The following is a 21,273-nucleotide window of genomic DNA, read 5'->3' on the forward strand; positions in this document are numbered from 1 at the left end:
ATGCAGATCTTAAATAGTTCCGCCCCTAGTCTGCTACAGCGTATTTCCAAGGCAGAAGGCCCTGATTTGGCAAAAGCTTGCTCTTCAGGATTTACAAAACTGAAGGCTGCTGGGCTTGATGATGTTGATAGCGCCATCGTTATGAAATCATTTATTGATGAGGCTAAGGGTAGCGATGCTTGGTATGCAAACCCAGTATTAGTTAAAAACTGTTTCTCACAAGTGCCGAGTATTCAAAAAAATCTTGAACTGATTTATGGTCCCAGCGTAGCACCATCAAAACAGGTGCTCGAGCCTTAGTTATTGCCTAGCGTGGCGGGTATTGTCTGGCCAAGGCGCATTGTGATCGGTGCGGAAAGGGTTGATATCAAGTCCACCACGCCGTGTGTAACGCGCATAGACAGAAAGTTTCTCCGGCTTGCACTGGCGCTTGATATCGCAGAAGATAGTTTCGACACAATGCTCATGAAACTCACCTTTTTGCCTGAATCCGATCAGGTAGCGGAGTAGGCCTTCTTCCAAAATTGGACGACCCTGATAGCGAATCTGCACGCTTGCCCAATCTGGTTGCCCGGTCACCGGACAATTCGATTTGAGTAGATGGGAAACCAAGCATTGCTCAATCGGTCCAAAAGATTCATTTACCTCTAGCAAGCTAGGATCAGCAGATAGACTCGGATCGATCTCAATATCTAGGCGATCCATAAGAACGCCACTCATTTCCTGCATACCTTTTTTGGCAATCAGTTCAGTTGGATTGATGCGGGTGGCAATTTTGCTTCCAGCTACTGCGGATAAATCCGTAATCAATCTTTCGCGCACTTCGGCCTCATCTTCAAAGCGGGCGCTATTCAGGCTATTGAGGTAGAGCTTGAATGACTTAGATTCAATCATGTTGGGCGAATCCGCCGGTATCTGAAACTCTGCCAAAGCGATCTGGGGCTTCCCTTTTTTATTGAGCCAGCCAAGCTCAAAGGCATTCCAAATATCAACGCCTACAAACGGTAAAGCTTGATTGGGTTTGATGTTTAGCTTGAGGCGATTCTCAGAGCGCGGAATAGGAAAGAGCAGGCTCGGATCATATTGATCAGGATATTGTGTTGCCTGGCCAAGCGGGATTGTGGACATTAGCTTTTTGGTTTATTAGAAACGCCAGATACAACGTGACCAGTAGGTGCTACTGATGCAGCGGATTGGCAGTGACCTGTTTGGTCATCAAAGAAAAAGTCTGGTTCAAACTCGCGGAGGAATTCGCTTTTGGAAAGTCCGCCGAGGAACATGGCTTCATCAACATCGATACCCCAAGCCATCAACGTGCGAATAGCGCGCTCATGTGCAGGCGCAGAGCGAGCGGTAACTAAGGCAGTGCGAATACGCATACCTTTTTCACTGGTGCTACGTTGCAAGCGATGTAGCGCTTCTAGCAATGGCTTGAATGGACCTGGCGGTAAAGGGATCGCAGCTTTCTTGCTTTCATGATCCACAAAGGCTACCAAGCCTTCACTCTGAAATACTTGCTCCGCTTCATCGGAAAAAAGAACGGCATCTCCGTCAAATGCGATGCGGATTTCATTTGGATGAGACTCTGCAGTTTTGCTAGATTCTGGATAAACGCGCGCCGCAGGAAAGCCTGCATCAATCGTAGCGCGCACATCATCTTCATTGGCCGAGAGGAATAAGTTGGCATGTAGCGAGCGCAGGTAGTGATAGGGTGGACGCCCTCTAGTAAATACGCCACGCTCTAAATGCAGGCCATGGTGCTCGGCTGAGCGGAATACGCGTAAGCCGCTAACTGGGTCATTGCGAGAGAGAATCACCACTTCAACACGCTGCTCACCTTCCTCATTAAAAGCAAGTAACTTCTTTACCAAAGGAAAAGCAACGCCTGTTTGCGCAGCCTTAGACAGGCGCTCTAATTGCAGTTTCATGTAAGCGCTGTCATCAGTGGATTCAAAGATGCGATTCTCTTCTTCGAAATCAAACAAAGCGCGCGATGAAATCGCAACGACGAGTTTCCCGGTGAGTGTGTATGACATTACGAGTTACATCTCATTTGAGGAACAAACGATAAGCTGGGTTATCAGTTTCATTCCAGTGAGGATATCCAAGTGAGGCCAAGAAAGTTTGGAATTTCTTCTGCTCATTCTTGGGAACCTGAAGGCCTACCAAGATACGACCGTAGTCTGCACCGTGATTGCGGTAATGGAAAAGACTGATATTCCAATTGGGCGCCATGCTGGTGAGGAACTTCATCAGTGCGCCTGGGCGCTCTGGAAATTCAAAGCGGTATAGGAGTTCATCCTTTGCAAGAGTAGAGCGGCCGCCCACCATGTGGCGCAGGTGTGACTTCGCTAGTTCATCATGCGTTAGATCAATCGTTGCAAATTTTGCTTTACGAAAATGCTTAGCAATGGTGGTGCTATCGGTCGCCTTCTGTGTGCCGATACCCACAAAAATATGTGCTTCACTTTGATCGGCGATGCGATAGTTAAATTCAGTAACATTGCGATTGCCAAGCAATTCACAGAAGCGCTTGAAGGAGCCGCGCTCCTCTGGGATAGTCACGGCAAAAACAGCTTCACGAAATTCACCAACGTCAGCGCGCTCAGCCACAAAGCGCAAGCGACTGAAGTTCATGTTGGCACCGCAAGCAATCGCCACCAATGTTTTCTTTTTCAGGCGGTGCTTCTCTACATACTTCTTCATGCCGGCAATGGCTAAAGCACCAGCGGGCTCCAGAATGCTGCGGGTATCTGTGAAGACATCGTTGATGGCAGCGCAGATCTCATCGGTATCGACAGTGATGATGTCATCTACTACGCGTTTACAGATGCGGAAAGTTTCCTTGCCAACTAGCTTGACTGCAGTGCCATCCGAAAAAAGACCTACATCTTTCATCTCAATGCGCTTGTTGGCTTCGAGCGAACGTCTCATGGCATCTGAGTCTACTGACTGAACACCAATCACTTTGGTTTTTGGGCTGACAGCTTTGACGTATTCGCCAATGCCGGCAATGAGGCCTCCACCACCGATAGCAACAAAAATGGCATCAATCGGCTCTTGATATTGCTGAAATATTTCTTGGGCAATCGTTCCCTGTCCAGCGATGACATCGGGGTCATCAAAAGGGTGAACAAAGGTCAAACCCCGTTTTTTCTCTAAAAGCTCAGAGTATTTAAAAGCATCGCTATAGGATTCGCCATGCAAAATTACCTCAACCCAAGACCCGCCTCGAGCCTTGACTGCGTCAATTTTGACGCTAGGAGTGGTGAGGGGCATCACGATGACTGCTTTGCACTTCATTTTTGCTGCCGCTAGGGCTACGCCCTGGGCGTGATTGCCTGCTGAGGCTGCAATTACCCCCCTTTTTAGGGCTTCTGGGGGTAGATGGGCCATTTTGTTATAGGCGCCACGCAATTTAAAGGAGAAAACCGGCTGGTTATCCTCTCTTTTCAGTAAAACTTGGTTACCTAAGCGCTTTGTGAGTTCGGGGGCTACTTGGAGCTCTGTTTCCCTGGCCACATCGTAGACTCGGGCCGATAAAATTTTCTTTAAATAGTTCGTTGCCATGCGATGAGCGTACCATGAATGGGCTCTAAGCCCTTAGATTTGCAAGGGTTTATCGCCTTAGGCCAACATCTTTCTTGGTTTCCTGCCAATATCAAGATCCCTCAATTAAAATGCAAATTTATCAAATATGACGCTATGAACGCTCCATTAGCTTTGAACCAGTTGCTGGATGCCGAAGCGGGCTCACCCCGCCTCCGCGAAATCCCCTACAACTACACCTCCTTTTCTGATCGTGAAATCGTTATCCGCTTATTGGGCGAGGAGTCTTGGCGCGTTCTGAATGATTTGCGTGGGGTTCGCCGCACCGGCCGCTCAGCTCGCATGTTGTTCGAAGTCTTGGGTGATATTTGGGTGGTTCAACGTAACCCCTTCTTACAAGATGACTTATTGGATAACGCCAATCGCCGTCAATTATTGATTGACGCTCTATGGCATCGCCTTGGCGAAGTAAAGAAAAGATCTAGCGGCGAATCCGCTGAGCAAGTTCAGATTTTGTTGAAAGCCGCACATCGCGCGGTTGAGAATTTTGAGCAGGGCTTTAAGGAAGTTACGGAGATTCGTAAACGCGCTCGCAAAGAGCTTGGCCGCATCACAGCTTCAGACAACATTTGTTTTGATGGTGTCTCACGTGCAGCACACGTAACCGATGCAACCGACTGGCGTGTTGAGTTTCCGCTGGTAGTTTTGAAGCCAGATTACGAATCTGAAATCCCCGGCTTAGTGAAAGCTTGTGTTGAATTGGGTTTAACAATTATTCCTCGTGGAGGTGGTACTGGTTATACCGGTGGCGCTATTCCTCTCTACGCTATGTCGGCAGTGATTAATACCGAGAAGCTTGAGCAAATCGATGCAGTCAAACTCAAGCGTTTGCCAGGTGTAGATCACGAAGTGTCTACGATCTTTACTGGTGCTGGCGTTGTAACTCGCAGAGTCTCAGATGCTGCAGAGCGCTCTGGGCTTGTGTTTGCAGTCGATCCGACTTCAGCGGATGCGAGTTGTATTGGTGGCAATATTGCCATGAATGCCGGCGGCAAGAAGGCAGTCTTGTGGGGCACCGCACTTGATAACTTAGCCAGCTGGCGCATGGTGGATCCAGAGGGTAATTGGCTTGATGTCGAGCGCCTTGAACACAATCTGGGAAAAATTCACGTTGCAGAAAAAGTACGCTTTCAGCTGACTTGGTCTGATGGCTTGAGTGAGCCAGGCGAACGCATTCTCAAAACAGAAATTTTAGAAGTAGAAGGCAAGCGCTTCCGTAAAGAAGGTTTAGGTAAGGATGTGACTGATAAGTTTTTATCAGGCTTACCTGGCGTTCAAAAAGAAGGTTGCGACGGATTAATTACGAGCGCTACTTGGATTTTGCATCGCATGCCTAAATTCATGCGCACTGTTTGCTTGGAGTTTTTTGGTCAAGCGCAAGAAGCGATTCCGAGTATTGTAGAAATCAAAGCTTATCTTGATGGCTTGAGTAAGGATGGCGGACCAATCCTTGCTGGCCTAGAACATTTGGATGATCGCTACTTGAGAGCGGTGGGTTACTCGACTAAATCCAAGCGCAATGCTTTACCTAAGATGGTATTGATTGGTGATATTGCTGGTGATGATGAAGAGGCTGTAGCGGCAGCAACCAGTGAAGTCGTTCGCATGGCCAACAACCGGGTAGGCGAAGGCTTTGTGGCGGTTAGTGCTGAAGCACGTAAGAAGTTTTGGTTGGATCGCGCACGTACTGCTGCGATTGCTCGTCACACCAATGCTTTTAAGATCAATGAAGATGTGGTCATTCCATTGCCACGTATGGGTGAGTACACCAATGGTATTGAGCGGATCAATATCGAGCTTTCCCTCAAAAATAAATTACAAGTTTTAGATGGTCTCGAAGCATTCCTGAAAAAGAGCGCCTTGCCGCTCGGCAAGAATGATGAAGATTATGAAATCCCTAGCGCTGAAATCTTGGGTGATCGTGTACAGCAAGCCCTTGAACTGATTGCTAGAGTGCGTGCAAATTGGTCTGTGTGGCTTAAGGAGATGGATACCTATTTCCCAGGCTTACAGAATTACAGCCTCCGCGCCTCCTGGAAGACGGAAGTTCGTGCTGAGCTCAGAATCATTTTTGGCGGCTTAGCATTTGAGCCTATCCTCAATGAACTAGAAGCTATCCATAAAAATATCTTGCGTAAGCGTGTGTTCGTAGCACTGCATATGCATGCTGGTGACGGTAATGTACACACCAATATTCCAGTGAATTCGGATGACTATGAGATGTTGCAAGATGCACATCGCGCTGTCGATCGGATTATGAAATTGGCTCGCTCATTAGATGGCGTGATTTCTGGTGAGCATGGTATTGGTATTACAAAGCTCGAGTATTTGACTGAAGAAGAGCTTAAAGATTTCCGCGCTTACAAGAAGCGTGTAGATCCTGAAGGTCGCTTCAACAAAGGCAAGTTAATGCCGCATGCTGATCTCAGCATTGCATACACTCCGAGTTTTGGTTTGATGGGTCATGAGTCCATCATCATGCAGCAGAGTGATATTGGCGCAATTGCTGATAGTGTGAAAGATTGTTTACGTTGCGGTAAGTGCAAACCAGTCTGCTCTACACATGTACCACGTGCTAATTTGCTGTACAGCCCGCGCGACAAAATTTTGGCAACTTCTTTATTGATCGAAGCTTTCTTATATGAAGAGCAAACGCGTCGTGGTGTATCGATTCGTCATTGGGAAATGTTTGATGACGTTGCAGCACATTGCACCGTTTGCCATAAGTGTTTAACGCCATGCCCAGTCAAAATTGACTTTGGCGATGTAACCATGAATATGCGTAACTTGTTGCGCAAGATGGGTCAGCAGCGTTTTAATCCTGGAACAGCAGCATCCATGCTCTTCCTGAACGCTACCGATCCAGACACAATTAAGTTGGCTCGTAAGACCATGATTGGTTGGGGTTATAAGCTCCAGCGTTTGGGTAACGATGTTTTCCGTAAATTGGCGCGCAAGCAAACTGCGCATCCTCCAGCGACGGTCACAAAGCCCAATATAAAAGAGCAGGTCATTTTCTTTGTAAATAAGAAGATGCCAGGCAACTTGCCCAAGAAAACGGCTCGCGCACTCCTGGATATTGAAGATGCGAACTACGTTCCTATTATTCGTGATCCAAAAACAACTTCTGCAGATACAGAGGCCGTGTTTTATTTCCCGGGTTGTGGTTCTGAGCGTTTGTTCTCGCAAGTGGGTTTAGCTACACAGGCAATGTTGTGGAATGTCGGCGTGCAGACTGTTTTGCCTCCGGGTTACCTCTGTTGCGGTTACCCACAGCGCGGTAATGGCGACTTTGATAAAGCAGAGAAGATGATTACGGACAATCGTGTTCTTTTCCATCGCGTAGCCAATACCTTAAATTACTTGGATATCAAGACCGTCGTAGTTTCATGTGGCACTTGTTATGACCAGTTGGCGGGTTATCAGTTTGAACAAATCTTCCCAGGTTGTCGCATTATTGATATCCATGAGTACTTGCTTGAAAAGGGCGTCAAACTTTCGAACGTGACTGGTGTGAAATATATGTATCACGATCCATGCCACTCGCCAATGAAATTACAAGATCCATTGAAGACGGTAAATGAGTTGATTCAGCAAGAAGACGGTAAAGCGATTCAGAAGAATGATCGTTGCTGTGGTGAGTCCGGAACTCTTGCTGTGACGCGCCCTGATATCTCAACTCAAGTGCGTTTCCGTAAGCAGATTGAAATGGAGAAGGGCGCTAATGAATTGCGCAAAGATGATTTCACTGGTGACGTCAAAGTACTCACCAGTTGCCCATCTTGCCTGCAAGGCCTCACTCGCTTTGATGCGGATAGTGATACGACAGCTGACTACATCGTCGTTGAAATGGCGCAAAAATTATTAGGCCCTGATTGGATGCAAGATTATGTTTCCAAGGCAAACCAAGGTGGTATCGAGAGGGTATTGGTTTAATGATTCCAACTAATGTTGTGGTGCATCAGCAGTCAAAAGTACTAGAGCTCAGTTATGAGAATGGCAATACATATCGTCTTCCATTTGAGTTCTTAAGGGTGGTGTCTCCTTCAGCTGAGGTGCAAGGACATGGACCTGGGCAAGAGACTTTGCAAACCGGTAAGCGTGAGGTACTCATCGCCAATATTGAGCCGGTAGGCCATTACGCGCTGAAGCCTTCATTTTCAGATGGGCATGATTCCGGTTTGTATTCTTGGGACTACTTGCAATTTTTATGCGAGAACCATGATGCCCTCTGGAAAGAGCACTTGGATAAATTAGCTGCTGCTGGTCTGGATCGCGATACTCCAATGAGTGTTGCTGGTGGCAAGTCTTGCGGTAGTCATTGAGCATTTAAATAAATAGAGCGAAGAATATGAGTAAGACTCACTTTGGATACCAAAGCGTTGATGAAGCTGAAAAAGCGGGCAAGGTCGCAGAGGTGTTTCATTCTGTAGCTAGCAAATACGATGTTATGAATGACTTGATGTCATTTGGCCTTCATCGCTTATGGAAGAAAGTCACGATTGCTCGTGCGCAAGTTCGTCCTGGGCAAAAGGTATTGGATATCGCTGGTGGTACCGGTGACCTAGCCGCCGCCTTTGCGCGTGCAGCAGCTTGGGGGCATAACCCGGAAGCTCAAGTATGGTTAAGCGACATTAACGCTTCTATGTTGGGTGTCGGTCGCGATCGTCTTTTAGATAAAGGTTTGGCTTTGCCTTGCGTTCAGTTTGACGCAGAGAAAATCCCTTTTCCAAATGCTCACTTTGATGTGGTGACGGTAGCCTTTGGTCTGCGCAATATGACTCATAAGGATGTAGCCTTGAAAGAGATGTTGCGCGTGATTAAGCCGGGTGGCCGAGTATTGGTGCTGGAGTTCTCCAAGCCAGATGCTTTTTTGCAGCCGGTTTATGACACTTATTCTTTCAAGGTATTGCCTTGGTTGGGTGAAAAAATTGCCCAGGATTCTGAGAGCTATCGTTATTTAGCTGAATCCATTCGTATGCATCCTGACGCTGAAGCCCTTAAAGACATCATGCTAGGGGTCGGTTTTGATGAGGTTGATACCCATAGGATGACTGGGGGTATCGTTGCGCTGCATATTGGTATTAAATACTAGTGAATTTGTAGTTTTTAGCAGTCAAGAATTAAAGTAGTTTTATAGGGGATAAAAAATATGAACAAGCATTTTTTCAAGGCAGTTCTATTAAGCATCAGCTTAATATTTGCTACCGTTGGTCATGCTGATGCTGCCCGCTTAGGTGGCGGAAGAAGTATTGGTAAGGCGCCAAGTGCACCAATGCAAAAGCAAGCCGCTCCTGTGCAAAAACCAGCTCAACAAGCTCAACCAGCGACACCGGCTGCAGCTCCTCAGGCCCCAGCACCAAGCCGCTTTGGCGGGATGGGTGGCATCTTAGGAGGTCTTGCTGCTGGACTTGGCATTGGATACCTTTTATCTCACTTTGGTTTGGGTGAGGCCGCATCTTCATTAATTACTGGATTGTTGATTGCCGTTTTAGCAGGCTTTGTCATCATGTTCATAATGAGAAGATTGATGCCGGCTTTATCTGGTGCTAATAAGGGTCCTCAGGTCACATCGCAAGGAATGCAGCGTGCCAATCTAGATCAAACACCTAGGCAGGAGCCTGCATTTACGCCAGCTGCAAATGCATTTGGTGGTGTTGCAGCTGAGCCTGCGCCATTCCAATCCACTTTGCCGCCAGGATTTGATGAATACGCATTTTTAGATAATGCAAAGCAATATTTTTCAGGCCTGCAAAAGGCGTGGGATCAGGGTGACCTTGCTGCCTTGCGTGAGTACACCACTCCAGAGATGTTCGCCACAATTGAGCAGGATCTTGCGGGTCGTGCTGATAGCGCCAATCAAACCGATGTCGTTACGCTCAATGCGCAACTCATCGGAATTGAGACAACCGACAGTACTTATTACTGTAGCGTGCAGTTCACGGGCATGATTCGTGAGCAAGTAGGTGCACAGGCGAATAATTTTTCTGAAATTTGGAATTTAAGTAAGCCAGTAAACGGCCCTGGAGGCTGGGTACTAGCGGGTATTTCTCAGTTGGTTTAAGCTTGAGGTACTTTCCATTGAAAGCCCGCACTTGTGCGGGTTTTTTACACTTATGACCACCGCATCTCCTGCTACCCACCATATCGCAGCTTCTGCCGCTTGCCGAGGGATCAATCATGTCCTGAAGGCTGAGCCATGGGCTATGGCAGAGTTAGCCCGTCATGCCGGCAAAGTGATTTTGCTGAGCCTGCCAATTGGCAAGCTCTGTTTTGAATTGACACCCGAGGGCTCATTAGCCTCTTTAACAAATATTGATAGCCCCTCTCTAGAATTAGAGGTTTCTCCCGAGGCGCTGAGTGCTTTGGCTAGTGGACCTGGTAATTTGCGAGAGCAGGCAATGAAGTCGGTCAAGATTACTGGTGACGCTGATTTAGCCCAACTCTTGGGTCGCTTAGCAGGTCAGATTCGGTGGGAGTATGAAGAGGATTTGGCGCGTTTCATCGGAGACGCTCCTGCTAACTTTGCTGTTCGTCAAGGTAAGAAATTTATTTCTGCTGGGAAGTCCGCTGCGACTGATCTACTTGAAAACGTAGTGGAGTATGTGAGTGAAGAGAGAAAAGTACTTTTGAATAAACGAGATTTTATGATTCGCAAAAATGAGTTAAATGCATTGCGTGATGCAGTTGATCGTATAGAAAAGCGCATCCAACTTTTAGAGCGAAAAGGTTAATTCATTGTGCGTCGTTTAGCTCGTCTTTCTTTCATTTTCTTCACTGCATGGCGTTATGGCTTATTGCCATTGCTACGCGATATTCTGAAGCCCGGTATTCGTCGTGGTCTGTTAACTATTCTTTGTTGGACTTCTCCAGGCCAGTCTCTGCCCAGAGGTGAGCGCATTCGTTTAACTTTAGAAGCGCTAGGTCCAATCTTCGTGAAGTTTGGACAGGTGCTTTCTACTCGACGTGATTTATTGCCGGAAGATATTGCTAATGAGTTGGCGAAGTTGCAAGATCAAGTCCCACCATTTTCTAATGCTGAATCTTGTCGCTTAATTGAACAGGCGCTTGGGCAATCCATCGAAGAAGTATTTATTAGTTTTGATGCAACCCCCGTGGCTAGTGCCTCTGTAGCCCAGGTGCACTTTGGCATATTGCGCGGCACCGAGAAGCATCCAGAGTGGGAAGGTCGTGCAGTAGCGGTTAAAGTTCTCCGCCCTGGCATTTTGCCAATCATTGATGGCGATCTTGCTTTACTCTATGACTTAGCAAAAATCATCGAGAGACTTTCTGAGGATGGTCGTCGCCTAAAGCCACGTGAGAATGTTGCAGAGTTTGATACCTATTTGCATGATGAATTAGATCTCATGCGTGAGGCGGCAAATGCAAGTCAATTGCGTCGCTATTTTGTTGACTCTAAAAAGTTAATGATTCCTGAGATGTATTGGGATTTATGTCACACCAATGTCATCGTGATGGAAAAAATGGATGGCATTTCGATTGGACGAACAGCAGAGTTGCGCGCTGCTGGTGTTGACTTTAAAAAGCTTGCCGCTGATGGCGTAGAAATATTTTTCACGCAAGTATTTGAGCATGGCTTCTTTCATGCCGACATGCACCCTGGCAACATCATGATCAGTCTTGAGCCAGAAACATTTGGTCGATTTATTTCTTTGGATTTCGGGATTGTTGGTGCACTTAGTCAGTCTGACAAAAGTTATCTGGCATTAAATTTCTTAGCCTTCTTTAATCGCGATTACCGTCGTGTTGCTGAATTGCATATTGAGTCTGGCTGGGTTCCAGCTAATACGCGCGTTGAAGAGCTTGAAGGTGCAATACGCTCCGTTTGCGAACCTTACTTTGATCGTCCTTTAAAGGAAATCTCCCTAGGGATCGTGCTGATGCGTTTATTCCAGACCTCTCGCCGTTTCAAGGTGGAAATTCAGCCGCAGCTCACTTTGCTCCAGAAGACTTTGCTCAATGTCGAAGGCCTTGCTCGCCAGCTTGATCCAGATATGGATCTTTGGAAGACTGCTAAGCCAATTTTGGAAAAATGGGTCAGTCAGCAGTTGGGTTGGCGGGCTTTGGTGGATGGCATTAAGGCCGAGGCGCCTAGTTGGGCGCAAATTTTGCCAACCTTGCCACGCCTGATTGCCGAAAGTTTGGCTCAAGCGCGAATCCCTCGAAAGGATCAAAACGCTGAATTAGAGGTCTTAAAAGGCCTTTTATTGCAGGAAAGACGCACTCACCGCCTCTTGGTGGGGGCTTTGCTGTTTGCAGGCGGCTTTTTGGCTGGGATTCTGATAATCAGTCTTGGTCTTTACTAGACTGTCCCCAGCCGTCGCTTAAACCGCTAAAATGCCAGGTTAGGCAAGGCGTAAGCATAGGCAAATGAAAAAATACTTTATTGCAGGCATTCTGGTGTGGGCACCGATGTCAATCACCATTTGGGTGATTGCATGGGGTCTAGGCCTGCTCGACGGTGTTTTTGGCTCTGTGATGCATGCCATTATTGCTGTATTCCCCAGTCAGTTTGCCGCTGATCTACAGCACTTCCGTGAGTTGCCGGGTGTTGGTATTTTGATTGTTGTTTCAGTCATCATGGCTACCGGCTTGATTGCGATTAGTTTTGCTGGTCAGTGGTGGATCAAGATGTGGAATAAGCAGATGAATCGCATTCCAATTGTGCGATCGATCTATTCCAGCGTTCAGCAAGTGTCCTCCACTTTGTTTTCTGGCAGTGGCCAAGCTTTTAGCAAAGCATTATTAATTCGTTACCCGCATGCAGATTCTTGGGCGATTGCGTTCCAGACTGGTATGCCAGCAAAAGAAGTTGCCGCCAAGTTGGGCGAGGACTACGTCAATGTATTTCTGCCAACTACGCCAAATCCAACCTCCGGATTTTTTATGATCGTCCCACGTGCGCACACCATTGAATTAGAGATGAGTGTCGAAGAGGCGCTCAAACATATTGTTTCAATGGGATCCGTTCCCCCCACCAGTTCAACTGGTTTGACCGCTATTGGGTCAAACCATCATCTTTGATTTATAGGAAATTGTTATGTCGATGCGAAGCCATACCTGCGGTCAGGTAACTGAATCACTCATTGGTCAAGAAATTACTCTCTCAGGTTGGGTGAATCGTCGCCGTGACCATGGTGGTGTGATCTTTATTGACTTGCGTGATCACCAAGGTTTTGTTCAGGTAGTTTGCGACCCAGATCGCCCGGAGATGTTTGCATTGGCTGAGCAGGTTCGTAATGAGTTCTGCATTCAGATCAAAGGCTTGGTGCGTGCACGTCCTGCCGGCACTGAAAACAATGATTTAGTGAGTGGAAAGATTGAAGTGCTTTGCCATAGCTTAGTCATTCTCAATGCATCTATTACTCCTCCATTCCAATTGGAAGATGAGAATTTATCTGAGACCACTCGCTTAACCCATCGCGTACTTGATTTGCGTCGTCCGCAAATGCAGAAAAATTTACGTTTGCGTTACAACGTTGCCATGGAATGCCGTCGCTACTTAGATGCCGCTGGTTTCATTGATATTGAAACGCCGATGTTGACGAAGAGCACTCCTGAAGGTGCGCGCGACTATTTAGTTCCTTCACGCGTTCATGATGGCCAGTTCTTTGCACTTCCGCAGTCTCCTCAGTTGTTTAAACAGCTGTTGATGGTGGCTGGCTTTGATCGCTACTACCAGATTACGAAGTGTTTCCGCGACGAAGATTTGCGTGCTGACCGTCAGCCTGAGTTTACTCAGATCGACTGTGAAACAGCCTTCTTAGACGAATTAGAAATCCGTGAGTTATTTGAAAACATGATCCGTCATATTTTCAAAACCACGATGAATGTTGAGTTGCCTAATCCATTCCCAACCATGCCTTACTCAGAAGGTATGGCGCGCTTCGGTTCAGATAAGCCAGATCTGCGTGTGAATTTTGAGTTCACAGAATTGACTGACTTGATGAAAGATGTGGATTTCAAGGTGTTCTCTGGCGCAGCAAATCAAGAGGGTGGGCGCGTAGTTGGCTTGTGCGTACCTGGCGGTGCTGAAATTAGCCGTAGTGAAATTGATGACTACACACAATTTGTAGCAATCTATGGCGCTAAAGGTTTGGCATGGATCAAGGTGAACTCTGTTGCTGAAGGTCGCAATGGTTTGCAGTCACCAATCGTGAAGAACTTGCATGATGCTGCGATTGAAGGCATCTTGAAGCGTACCGGCGCTAAAGATGGTGACATTATTTTCTTCGGTGCTGATAAAGAAAAAGTAGTGAATGATGCTATCGGTGGCTTGCGTTTGAAGATTGGTCATTCTGCTTGGGGTAAAGAGAATGGCCTGTCTACTGAAGGTTGGAAGCCATTGTGGGTAGTTGATTTCCCAATGTTTGAATACGATGAAGACAATGCCCGCTGGGTTGCATGTCACCATCCATTCACAAGCCCTAAAGATGAGCACATGCAGTACCTTGAATCAAATCCTGGTAAGTGCTTAGCTAAAGCCTATGACATGGTTTTGAACGGTAGTGAGATTGGTGGCGGATCAGTCCGTATTCACCAAGAGGTAGTTCAGAGTCAGGTCTTCCGTGCATTGAAGATCGGCGCTGAAGAAGCGCAGGCCAAGTTTGGTTTCTTGTTAGATGCCTTGCAATATGGCGCGCCTCCACATGGTGGTATTGCGTTCGGCTTGGATCGTATCGTCACCATGATGACTGGTGCTGAGTCTATTCGTGATGTGATCGCTTTCCCTAAAACGCAACGTGCACAGTGCTTATTGACACAAGCTCCTAGCCCAGTGGATGAGCGTCAGTTAAAAGAGTTGCATATTCGTTTGCGCCAAGCTGCACCAGCTGCTTAAGGCATCAACAGTATCTTGAAAATCCCCATTTCGGTTTTAGTAGTTATTTACAAATCGAATGGGGAGGTCTTGCTGATAGAGCGGGCCGATAAAGCCAATTTCTGGCAATCCGTTACTGGTAGTGTCGATTCCCTCGATGAGGATCTCCGGATTGCCGCTGCACGCGAAGTGCTTGAAGAGACGGGAATTGATGTTGATGCTCTTCCGGCGGGCTCCTTGCAAGATATGCACCATCAGATCGAGTACGAGATCTATCCGCAGTGGCGTCACCGCTACGCTCCTGGGGTTACTAGAAATACTGAGCATTGGTTTTCATTATTAGTGGTAGACGACACTCAAGTGCAATTGGCCCCTAGGGAGCATGTAGCTTATCAGTGGTTGCCATTTTCGGAGGCTGCTAGAAAATGTTTTTCACGCAGTAATGGTGAAGCAATTTTGCAGCTATTCTCTGCGCGCTAGAGTGGAAGTGACTAAGATAGAGTGATGAGACATTCATCAGGGCATCACCATTCAGCAGGAAATCCAAAGCCATCATCGGGAAACGACTGGAAAGTCATTCGTGATTTACTTCCCTATTTATTGGAATACAAATTTAGAGTTGCAATTGCGCTGACTTGTTTGGTGGCCGCTAAGGTTGCCAACCTTGGTATCCCAATTTTGATGAAGCAATTGATTGATGCCCTCAATATCAAAGCTGATTCTCCTCAAGCATTGTTGGTGGTCCCGGCCGGATTGATATTGGCCTATGGACTCTTAAGAATCTCTGCCTCCTTATTTACCGAGTTGCGCGAATCTCTCTTTGCGCGTGTCACTCAAAACGCAGTACGCAAAGTGGCCCTACAAGTTTTCGAGCATTTACATGCTCTGGCACTCAGCTTTCATTTGGCTCGTCAGACCGGTGGGGTTAGTCGAGATATTGAGCGCGGTACACGCGGTATTCAGTCGCTGATTTCTTATTCGCTTTACAGCATCCTGCCGACCTTGATTGAGTTTTGTTTGGTGCTCGGCTACTTTGCTTACGCATACGATATTTGGTTTGCTGCAATTACCCTGGTTGCCTTAGTGCTTTATATCGGCTTTACGGTTGTGGTGACAGAATGGCGCACCCATTTCCGCCGCACTATGAATGACATGGATTCCAAGGCCAATCAGAAGGCGATTGATTCCCTGTTGAATTTTGAGACCGTAAAGTATTTTGGTAATGAGGCATTTGAAGCTAGTCGCTATGATCAAAATTTGGTGCGTTATCAAGCTGCTGCCGTTAAATCTCAGAAATCTTTAGCGCTCCTCAATTTTGGTCAGCAAACGATTATTGCGGTCGGCTTGGTTCTCATACTTTGGCGTGCGACCTTAGGTGTGATCGACGGATCTATGACTTTAGGTGATTTGGTTTTGGTTAACACCCTAATGATTCAGTTGTACATTCCATTGAATTTCTTAGGGGTGATCTATCGCGAGATCAAGCAGGCTTTGACTGATATGGATCGCATGTTCTCTCTTCTTAATACTGAGAAAGAGATTGCGGATGCGCCTAATGCCCAGTCTTTGCAAATTGCAAATCAAGGTTGCGGCCCGGATGTTCGTTTTGAGAATGTCTCCTTTCATTACGATGCTAAGCGTGAAATTCTCAAAGATGTGAGTTTTAATATTCCGGCAGGAACGATTACTGCAGTCGTAGGGCAGAGTGGTGCGGGTAAAAGCACTTTAGCTCGCCTACTGTTTCGTTTTTATGACGTTCAGTCAGGCAAGATTCTGATTGATGATCAAAATATTGTGGATGTTACTCAATCTAGCTTGCGCAAGGCGATTGGTATCGTTCCGCAAGATACCGTTTTATTTAATGACACAATTGGTTACAACATTGCTTATGGCAATCCTAATGCTTCAATTGAAGAAGTTCATGAGGCTGCAAGAGCTGCGCAGATCGATCGTTTTATTCAACATCTTCCAGATGGCTATGACACTCAAGTGGGTGAGCGTGGTCTGAAGTTGTCGGGTGGTGAGAAACAGCGTGTTGCGATTGCGCGCACCCTTTTAAAGAAGCCAGCGATGCTCATTTTTGATGAGGCGACTTCAGCCCTGGATTCCAAGACGGAGAGAGCATTTCAGGAGGAGCTGCTTGGCTTGGCTAAAAACCGTACGACTTTGATCATTGCCCACAGACTCTCCACGATTGTTCACGCTGATCAAATATTGGTAATGGATCATGGCCAGATTGTGGAGCGTGGAACACATGCCGAGCTTTTAGCTGCCAATGGTCGATATGCTGAGATGTGGCAAATGCAAGAGCGCACTGCCCTTGATTAGAATATCTGCATGAGCCAGCAAGAAACTATTCTCAAAAATGCCTTTGCAGCCGCTTTAGCAGTTGCTGACCCCAAGAAAATCGTTCCTGAATATCTTGGGAAGATCTTTCCTTCTGGCTCAGAGCCCAAAGGAAGATGTTTGGTGGTTGGTGCAGGCAAGGCGAGTGCATCTATGGCAACAGCTCTAGAGTCCCATGCGAATAATCATTGGCCCAATGCAATTCTTGAGGGCGTCGTGTTGACTAGATACGGGCACCACTCTCCAACTAACCATATCCAAATTATTGAAGCGGGGCATCCTGTGCCCGATCAGGCTGGCATGGATGGCGCTCAAGAAATCTACCGCTTAGTCAGTGAGTTGAATCAAGGCGACATTCTAATTGCCTTGATCTCTGGCGGTGGCTCCAGTCTGCTCACTTTGCCACAGGCCGGCATCAGCATCGAAGATATGCGCAAGACGACTGAAGCGCTATTGCGTTCTGGCGCACCGATCGAGGAGATGAATGTTGTTCGTAAACACTTGTCAGCGATTCAGGGCGGCAATTTAGCAAGGTTGGCGATTGCAAGAGGGGCTCGAGTTGAAGCTTTGCTGATTTCTGATGTCACAGGAGATGCCCCGGCAGATATTGCCAGTGGCCCTTGTGCACCAGATTACTCAAGCTATCAAGATGCTCTCAATATCCTGGATAAACATCACTTAGGTCCTAACTCAATTCCACCATCTGTTTTATCTCACTTACAGCGTGGTGTTGCTGGCGAAGTTCCAGAGACCTTAAAAGAAGCGGACCTGCAAAACACTGCAGTTAGTAACCATGTGATTGCTACTGCTTATAAGAGTCTTGAGGCAGCAGCAGATTATGTTCGTACACAAGGTTACGAGCCTGTCATTTTGGGTGACACTATTACTGGTGAAGCGCAGGATGTGGGCGTCGAACAAGCTGCTTTGGCGCGTCAGCATTCGCTTGCTGAGAGTAGTAAGCGAATCGCCCTCATCTCTGGTGGTGAGTGTACCGTCACCATTCCTGATGGGGTTAAAGGTCGCGGAGGCCGCTGTAGCGAATATTTACTTTCACTTTTTGCAGCTTCTAAAGATATTCCTAGTATTTCTGCTCTAGCTGCGGACACCGATGGTATCGATGGCAGTGAAAAGAATGCCGGTGCGTGGTTTACCCCTGAGATTCGCCAAGCTGCCAATAAGCAAGGCGTGATCCCATCGCAGTATCTAGATCAGCACGATTGCTATGGTTTTTTTGCGCAATTAGATGCTTTGGTGGAAACTGGCCCTACACTGACGAATGTGAATGATTTCCGCATCATCTTGCTAGATAAATAACTATGACTAATACCTCAACCCAAATTCAACTGATTCAGCCGGATGATTGGCATTTGCATATTCGTGATGGTGAAGTCATGAAAGATGTATTAGCAGATACTGCGCGCCAGTTTGCACGCGCTATCATCATGCCGAATTTGAAGCCACCAGTAACTACGGTTGATCTGGCAAATGCCTATCGCACTCGAATTGAAGCGAGTCTTCAATCATTGGGTGTGACTAGCTTTACCCCCTTGATGACTTTATATCTCACGGACAACACTTCGGCGGATGAAGTGCGCAAAGCAAAAGCTGCTGGAATTGTTGGGTTTAAGTTGTATCCCGCTGGAGCGACAACGAATAGTGATGCTGGTGTCAGCGATATCAAACGTTGCCATGCTGCACTCGAAGCGATGCAGGCTGTTGGTATGCCTTTGCTGGTCCATGGTGAAGTGACTAGTGCTGAGATTGATATCTTTGATCGCGAGGCAGTATTTATTGATCAAGTGCTCGAGCCTTTGCGCAAAGATTTTCCTGAGCTCAAGATTGTGTTTGAGCACATTACTACCAAGCAGGCTGCGCACTATGTACGTGATGCACAGACCGCTGGAAAAAATACTTTAGCTGCCACCATCACACCACAACATTTACTGATGAATCGCAATGCGATTTTTGCTGGCGGTATTCGTCCTCACAATTATTGCTTGCCAGTGCTCAAGCGTGAAGAGCACCGCCTTGCCTTGCTTGAAGCCGCAACGAGTGGCAGCCCTAGATTTTTCTTGGGCACTGATAGTGCGCCACATTCCAAGGGTGCCAAAGAGGCTGCTTGTGGTTGTGCTGGTTGTTACAGCGCTTTCAATGCGATGGGTTTATATGCTGAGGCATTTGAGGGTGTTGGCAAGTTAGATAAGCTTGAGGGCTTCGCCAGTTTCTTTGGGCCTGACTTTTATTCATTACCCCGCAATACCAAGAAAATTACTTTGTTGAGGCAGGCGCAAAGCATTCCAGCAGAACTTCCTTTGGGTGATGCCACGATTGTTCCGCTGCGCGCTGGCGAGACTATCGCCTGGACTTTGGCTTAAGCCAATCTTTATTCCCCATATTGTGTTTTTAAGATAATTTTCTGCGACTGCGTTAGACTGCAGGCGCAGAGTCAATTGGGCAATCGCCGCCTCTTTATTGAGGGGGAGGAAAGTCCGGACTCCATAGGGAAGGGTGATGGCTAACGGCCATCCACGGTGACGTGAGGAATAGGGCCACAGAGACGAGCGTATTTAGTTACGGTGAAACGCGGTAACCTCCACCTGGAGCAATCCCAAGTAAGCAGGCGATGAGGCGTCCCGCTGAGTCTGCGGGTAGGGAGCTTGAGCCGTCAGGTAACTGCCGGCCTAGAGGAATGATTGCCCCTAGATGCAAATCTAGGCGACAGAATCCGGCTTATCGATTGACTCTGCACTTTCTAAATACTTATTCGTCGTTTTGGATTTCAATGGAATAGGTGATTTCCGCTGTTTTGGCGAGCATAGTTGTCGCTGAGCAGTACTTTTCGTGAGATAACTTCACTGCACGTTCAACCTTGGCTAAATCCAGGTTTTTGCCTTTAACCGTGAAATGCAGGTTAATTTTTGTAAATACCTTGGGTTCAGTCTCCGCCCTGTCTGCTGTTAGCTTGACGTCACAGGCGCTAATCTCTTGTCTGGCTCTTTGTAGGATTAAAACCACGTCAAAGGCGGAGCAGCCCCCAGTTCCCGCCAAAATCAGCTCCATAGGCCTTGGGGCACTATTTTTACCCCCAGCTTCAGGTGGGCCATCCATGGTGACTTGGTGACCGCTGCCCGTTTCCGCTGAAAAGGCCATTCCGCCATTGCCCAACCAAGTTACTCGACATTCCATGTTAGTGACCCCTAAATTACAAAATTTATCAATATTATCAATAGTTTACCAATAATATTGAACTTCAGTTGCTAGTCCAATTTGGCAAAAAAGCATCAAAAACTTGATTTTGGTCAATTTTCTTGCGTCGCACCATATATCTTGTGTAGAATAACCATATTGGTAGTCAGTCTTATACAAGACTGCGACTTACCTCCCAGTGTCTCCTCCACTTAAAACATAGGTGGATTCCAACCCAGGACTCGTTCCTGGGTTTTTTTTAGGTTACAATTCAAGGCTTTACTGGATTACCGAGCCGGTCAGCGGTAATTTGTTGTACCAGTTAAATTGCAGAATCTGCGAGCTTGCAAACATAAGCAGGGCCAAGGTGGACGTAATTTGGTTGGGGTAATTTTTTTTGACCATAACAATTTGAGAAATCATGAAAACTTTTTCTGCAAAATCCCATGAGGTAGTGCATGAATGGTTCGTGATTGACGCTACGGACAAAGTCCTCGGTCGTGTCGCCAGTGAAGTGGCACTCCGTCTACGCGGCAAGCACAAGCCTGAATACACCCCACACGTTGATACCGGCGACTTCATTGTTGTCATCAACTCTTCTAAGCTGCGTGTCACAGGCACAAAAGGCTTGAACAAAATTTATTACCGTCACAGCGGATACCCAGGTGGTATTAGCTCGACTAACTTCGACAAGATGCAAGACCGTTTCCCAGGTCGTGCCTTAGAGAAGGCTGTGAAAGGTATGTTGCCAAAAGGCCCACTAGGTTATGCCATGATTAAGAAATTAAAAGTCTACGGCGACGCCAGTCATCCGCATGCGGCTCAACAGCCAAAAGCGTTAGAGATTTAAGGAAACCAAATGGCTATTAATTACGGAAATTGGAATTACGGTACAGGACGTCGCAAGAGCTCTGTAGCACGTGTATTCATTAAATCTGGCAAAGGTGAGATTACTGTTAACGGTAAACCTATCGATGCTTACTTTGCTCGCGAAACATCACGCATGATCGCTCGTCAGCCTTTGGCTCTCACAGCCCACCTAACAACCTTTGATATCAAAGTAAACGTTAGCGGTGGCGGTGAAACTGGCCAAGCTGGTGCAGTTCGTCACGGTGTTACTCGTGCATTGATTGACTACGACAACGCATTGAAGCCAACCCTGTCTAAAGCAGGTTTGGTAACTCGCGATGCTCGTGAAGTTGAGCGTAAAAAAGTTGGTCTGCATGGCGCGCGTCGTCGTAAGCAGTTCAGCAAGCGCTAATTCTTTCAGTCGCTTAAGTTTTATCGAAAGG

At 47.0% G+C, this 21,273-nt stretch carries 19 protein-coding genes and 1 other RNA gene; 16 read left to right on the forward strand and 4 right to left on the reverse strand.

Features of this window, described 5'->3' with window-relative positions:
• Positions 1-300 (forward strand): hypothetical protein, encoded by a 300-nt coding sequence (locus tag ICN11_RS07210; protein WP_216229774.1) that lies wholly within the window; start codon positions 1-3, stop codon positions 298-300.
• Here the strand turns inward: ICN11_RS07210 and queF are convergent, their stop codons facing one another.
• The 3 genes from queF to ilvA are packed head-to-tail and all read right to left on the reverse strand — an operon-like array spanning position 301 to position 3,570.
• Positions 301-1,128: an NADPH-dependent 7-cyano-7-deazaguanine reductase QueF gene (gene queF / locus ICN11_RS07215; RefSeq protein WP_216229775.1), complete on the reverse strand. Its 828-nt coding sequence runs from the start codon at positions 1,126-1,128 to the stop codon at positions 301-303. It lies immediately after the preceding gene.
• Positions 1,128-2,036, reverse strand: coding sequence for a 5'-nucleotidase (locus tag ICN11_RS07220; protein WP_215333972.1), 909 nt, complete (start codon positions 2,034-2,036; stop codon positions 1,128-1,130). Before ICN11_RS07220 ends, queF begins: the two co-directional genes overlap by 1 nt.
• A 13-nt stretch (positions 2,037-2,049) precedes the next feature.
• A complete protein-coding gene (gene ilvA / locus ICN11_RS07225; protein ID WP_216229776.1) occupies positions 2,050-3,570 on the reverse strand; it encodes a threonine ammonia-lyase, biosynthetic in 1,521 nt (506 codons plus the stop codon).
• A gap of 135 nt (positions 3,571-3,705) precedes the next feature.
• On the opposite strand from ilvA, the gene ICN11_RS07230 reads away from it, so the two are divergent.
• The 13 genes from ICN11_RS07230 to rnpB all read left to right on the forward strand — a co-directional run bounded on the left by ICN11_RS07230 (position 3,706) and on the right by rnpB (position 19,544).
• The gene (locus ICN11_RS07230) at positions 3,706-7,545 is read left to right on the forward strand and encodes an FAD/FMN-binding oxidoreductase (RefSeq protein WP_216229777.1); all 3,840 of its coding nucleotides are present in this window, start codon (positions 3,706-3,708) and stop codon (positions 7,543-7,545) included.
• Complete coding sequence (locus ICN11_RS07235) at positions 7,545-7,934, forward strand: gamma-butyrobetaine hydroxylase-like domain-containing protein (RefSeq protein ID WP_216178573.1); 390 nt, start codon at positions 7,545-7,547, stop codon at positions 7,932-7,934. Before ICN11_RS07230 ends, ICN11_RS07235 begins: the two co-directional genes overlap by 1 nt.
• Before the next feature lie 26 nt (positions 7,935-7,960).
• On the forward strand, positions 7,961-8,704 hold the full coding sequence (gene ubiE, locus ICN11_RS07240) for a bifunctional demethylmenaquinone methyltransferase/2-methoxy-6-polyprenyl-1,4-benzoquinol methylase UbiE (protein WP_216229778.1): 744 nt from the start codon (positions 7,961-7,963) through the stop codon (positions 8,702-8,704).
• Positions 8,705-8,761: 57 nt separating this feature from the next.
• Positions 8,762-9,673: a Tim44 domain-containing protein gene (locus ICN11_RS07245; RefSeq protein ID WP_216229779.1), complete on the forward strand. Its 912-nt coding sequence runs from the start codon at positions 8,762-8,764 to the stop codon at positions 9,671-9,673.
• Positions 9,674-9,725: 52 nt separating this feature from the next.
• Positions 9,726-10,343, forward strand: a complete 618-nt coding sequence (locus tag ICN11_RS07250) for an SCP2 domain-containing protein (RefSeq protein ID WP_216229780.1) — start codon at positions 9,726-9,728, stop codon at positions 10,341-10,343.
• A gap of 6 nt (positions 10,344-10,349) precedes the next feature.
• On the forward strand, positions 10,350-11,936 hold the full coding sequence (ubiB, locus tag ICN11_RS07255; RefSeq protein ID WP_216229781.1) for a ubiquinone biosynthesis regulatory protein kinase UbiB: 1,587 nt from the start codon (positions 10,350-10,352) through the stop codon (positions 11,934-11,936).
• 64 nt (positions 11,937-12,000) lie between these two features.
• Entirely contained in the window at positions 12,001-12,654 is a 654-nt protein-coding gene (locus tag ICN11_RS07260) for a DUF502 domain-containing protein (protein WP_216178568.1), read from the forward strand.
• Between the two features lie 16 nt (positions 12,655-12,670).
• Positions 12,671-14,470, forward strand: coding sequence for an aspartate--tRNA ligase (gene aspS / locus ICN11_RS07265; RefSeq protein WP_216229782.1), 1,800 nt, complete (start codon positions 12,671-12,673; stop codon positions 14,468-14,470).
• A gap of 15 nt (positions 14,471-14,485) precedes the next feature.
• Positions 14,486-14,929 carry a dihydroneopterin triphosphate diphosphatase gene (gene nudB / locus ICN11_RS07270; protein ID WP_216229783.1) on the forward strand — a complete coding sequence of 148 codons (444 nt, stop codon included), beginning with the start codon at positions 14,486-14,488 and terminating at the stop codon, positions 14,927-14,929.
• Between the two features lie 24 nt (positions 14,930-14,953).
• Positions 14,954-16,777 (forward strand): ABC transporter ATP-binding protein/permease, encoded by a 1,824-nt coding sequence (locus tag ICN11_RS07275; RefSeq protein WP_216229784.1) that lies wholly within the window; start codon positions 14,954-14,956, stop codon positions 16,775-16,777.
• A gap of 9 nt (positions 16,778-16,786) precedes the next feature.
• A complete protein-coding gene (locus tag ICN11_RS07280; protein WP_216229785.1) occupies positions 16,787-18,109 on the forward strand; it encodes a glycerate kinase in 1,323 nt (440 codons plus the stop codon).
• A gap of 2 nt (positions 18,110-18,111) precedes the next feature.
• Positions 18,112-19,170 (forward strand): dihydroorotase, encoded by a 1,059-nt coding sequence (gene pyrC, locus ICN11_RS07285; RefSeq protein ID WP_216229786.1) that lies wholly within the window; start codon positions 18,112-18,114, stop codon positions 19,168-19,170.
• Between the two features lie 67 nt (positions 19,171-19,237).
• Positions 19,238-19,544, forward strand: an RNA gene (rnpB, locus tag ICN11_RS07290) — RNase P RNA component class A.
• 11 nt (positions 19,545-19,555) lie between these two features.
• Here rnpB and ICN11_RS07295 read toward each other — a convergent pair.
• Positions 19,556-19,981 (reverse strand): OsmC family protein, encoded by a 426-nt coding sequence (locus ICN11_RS07295; RefSeq protein ID WP_216229787.1) that lies wholly within the window; start codon positions 19,979-19,981, stop codon positions 19,556-19,558.
• 421 nt (positions 19,982-20,402) lie between these two features.
• Here ICN11_RS07295 and rplM point away from each other — a divergent pair, with 421 nt between their 5' ends.
• Positions 20,403-20,831, forward strand: a complete 429-nt coding sequence (rplM, locus tag ICN11_RS07300; protein WP_015422034.1) for a 50S ribosomal protein L13 — start codon at positions 20,403-20,405, stop codon at positions 20,829-20,831.
• Between the two features lie 9 nt (positions 20,832-20,840).
• Positions 20,841-21,242, forward strand: a complete 402-nt coding sequence (rpsI, locus tag ICN11_RS07305) for a 30S ribosomal protein S9 (protein ID WP_015422033.1) — start codon at positions 20,841-20,843, stop codon at positions 21,240-21,242.
• Positions 21,243-21,273: the final 31 nt, after the last annotated feature.

The sequence above is a fragment of the Polynucleobacter sp. 78F-HAINBA genome (assembly GCF_018882325.1).
Classification (GTDB): Bacteria; Pseudomonadota; Gammaproteobacteria; order Burkholderiales; family Burkholderiaceae; genus Polynucleobacter.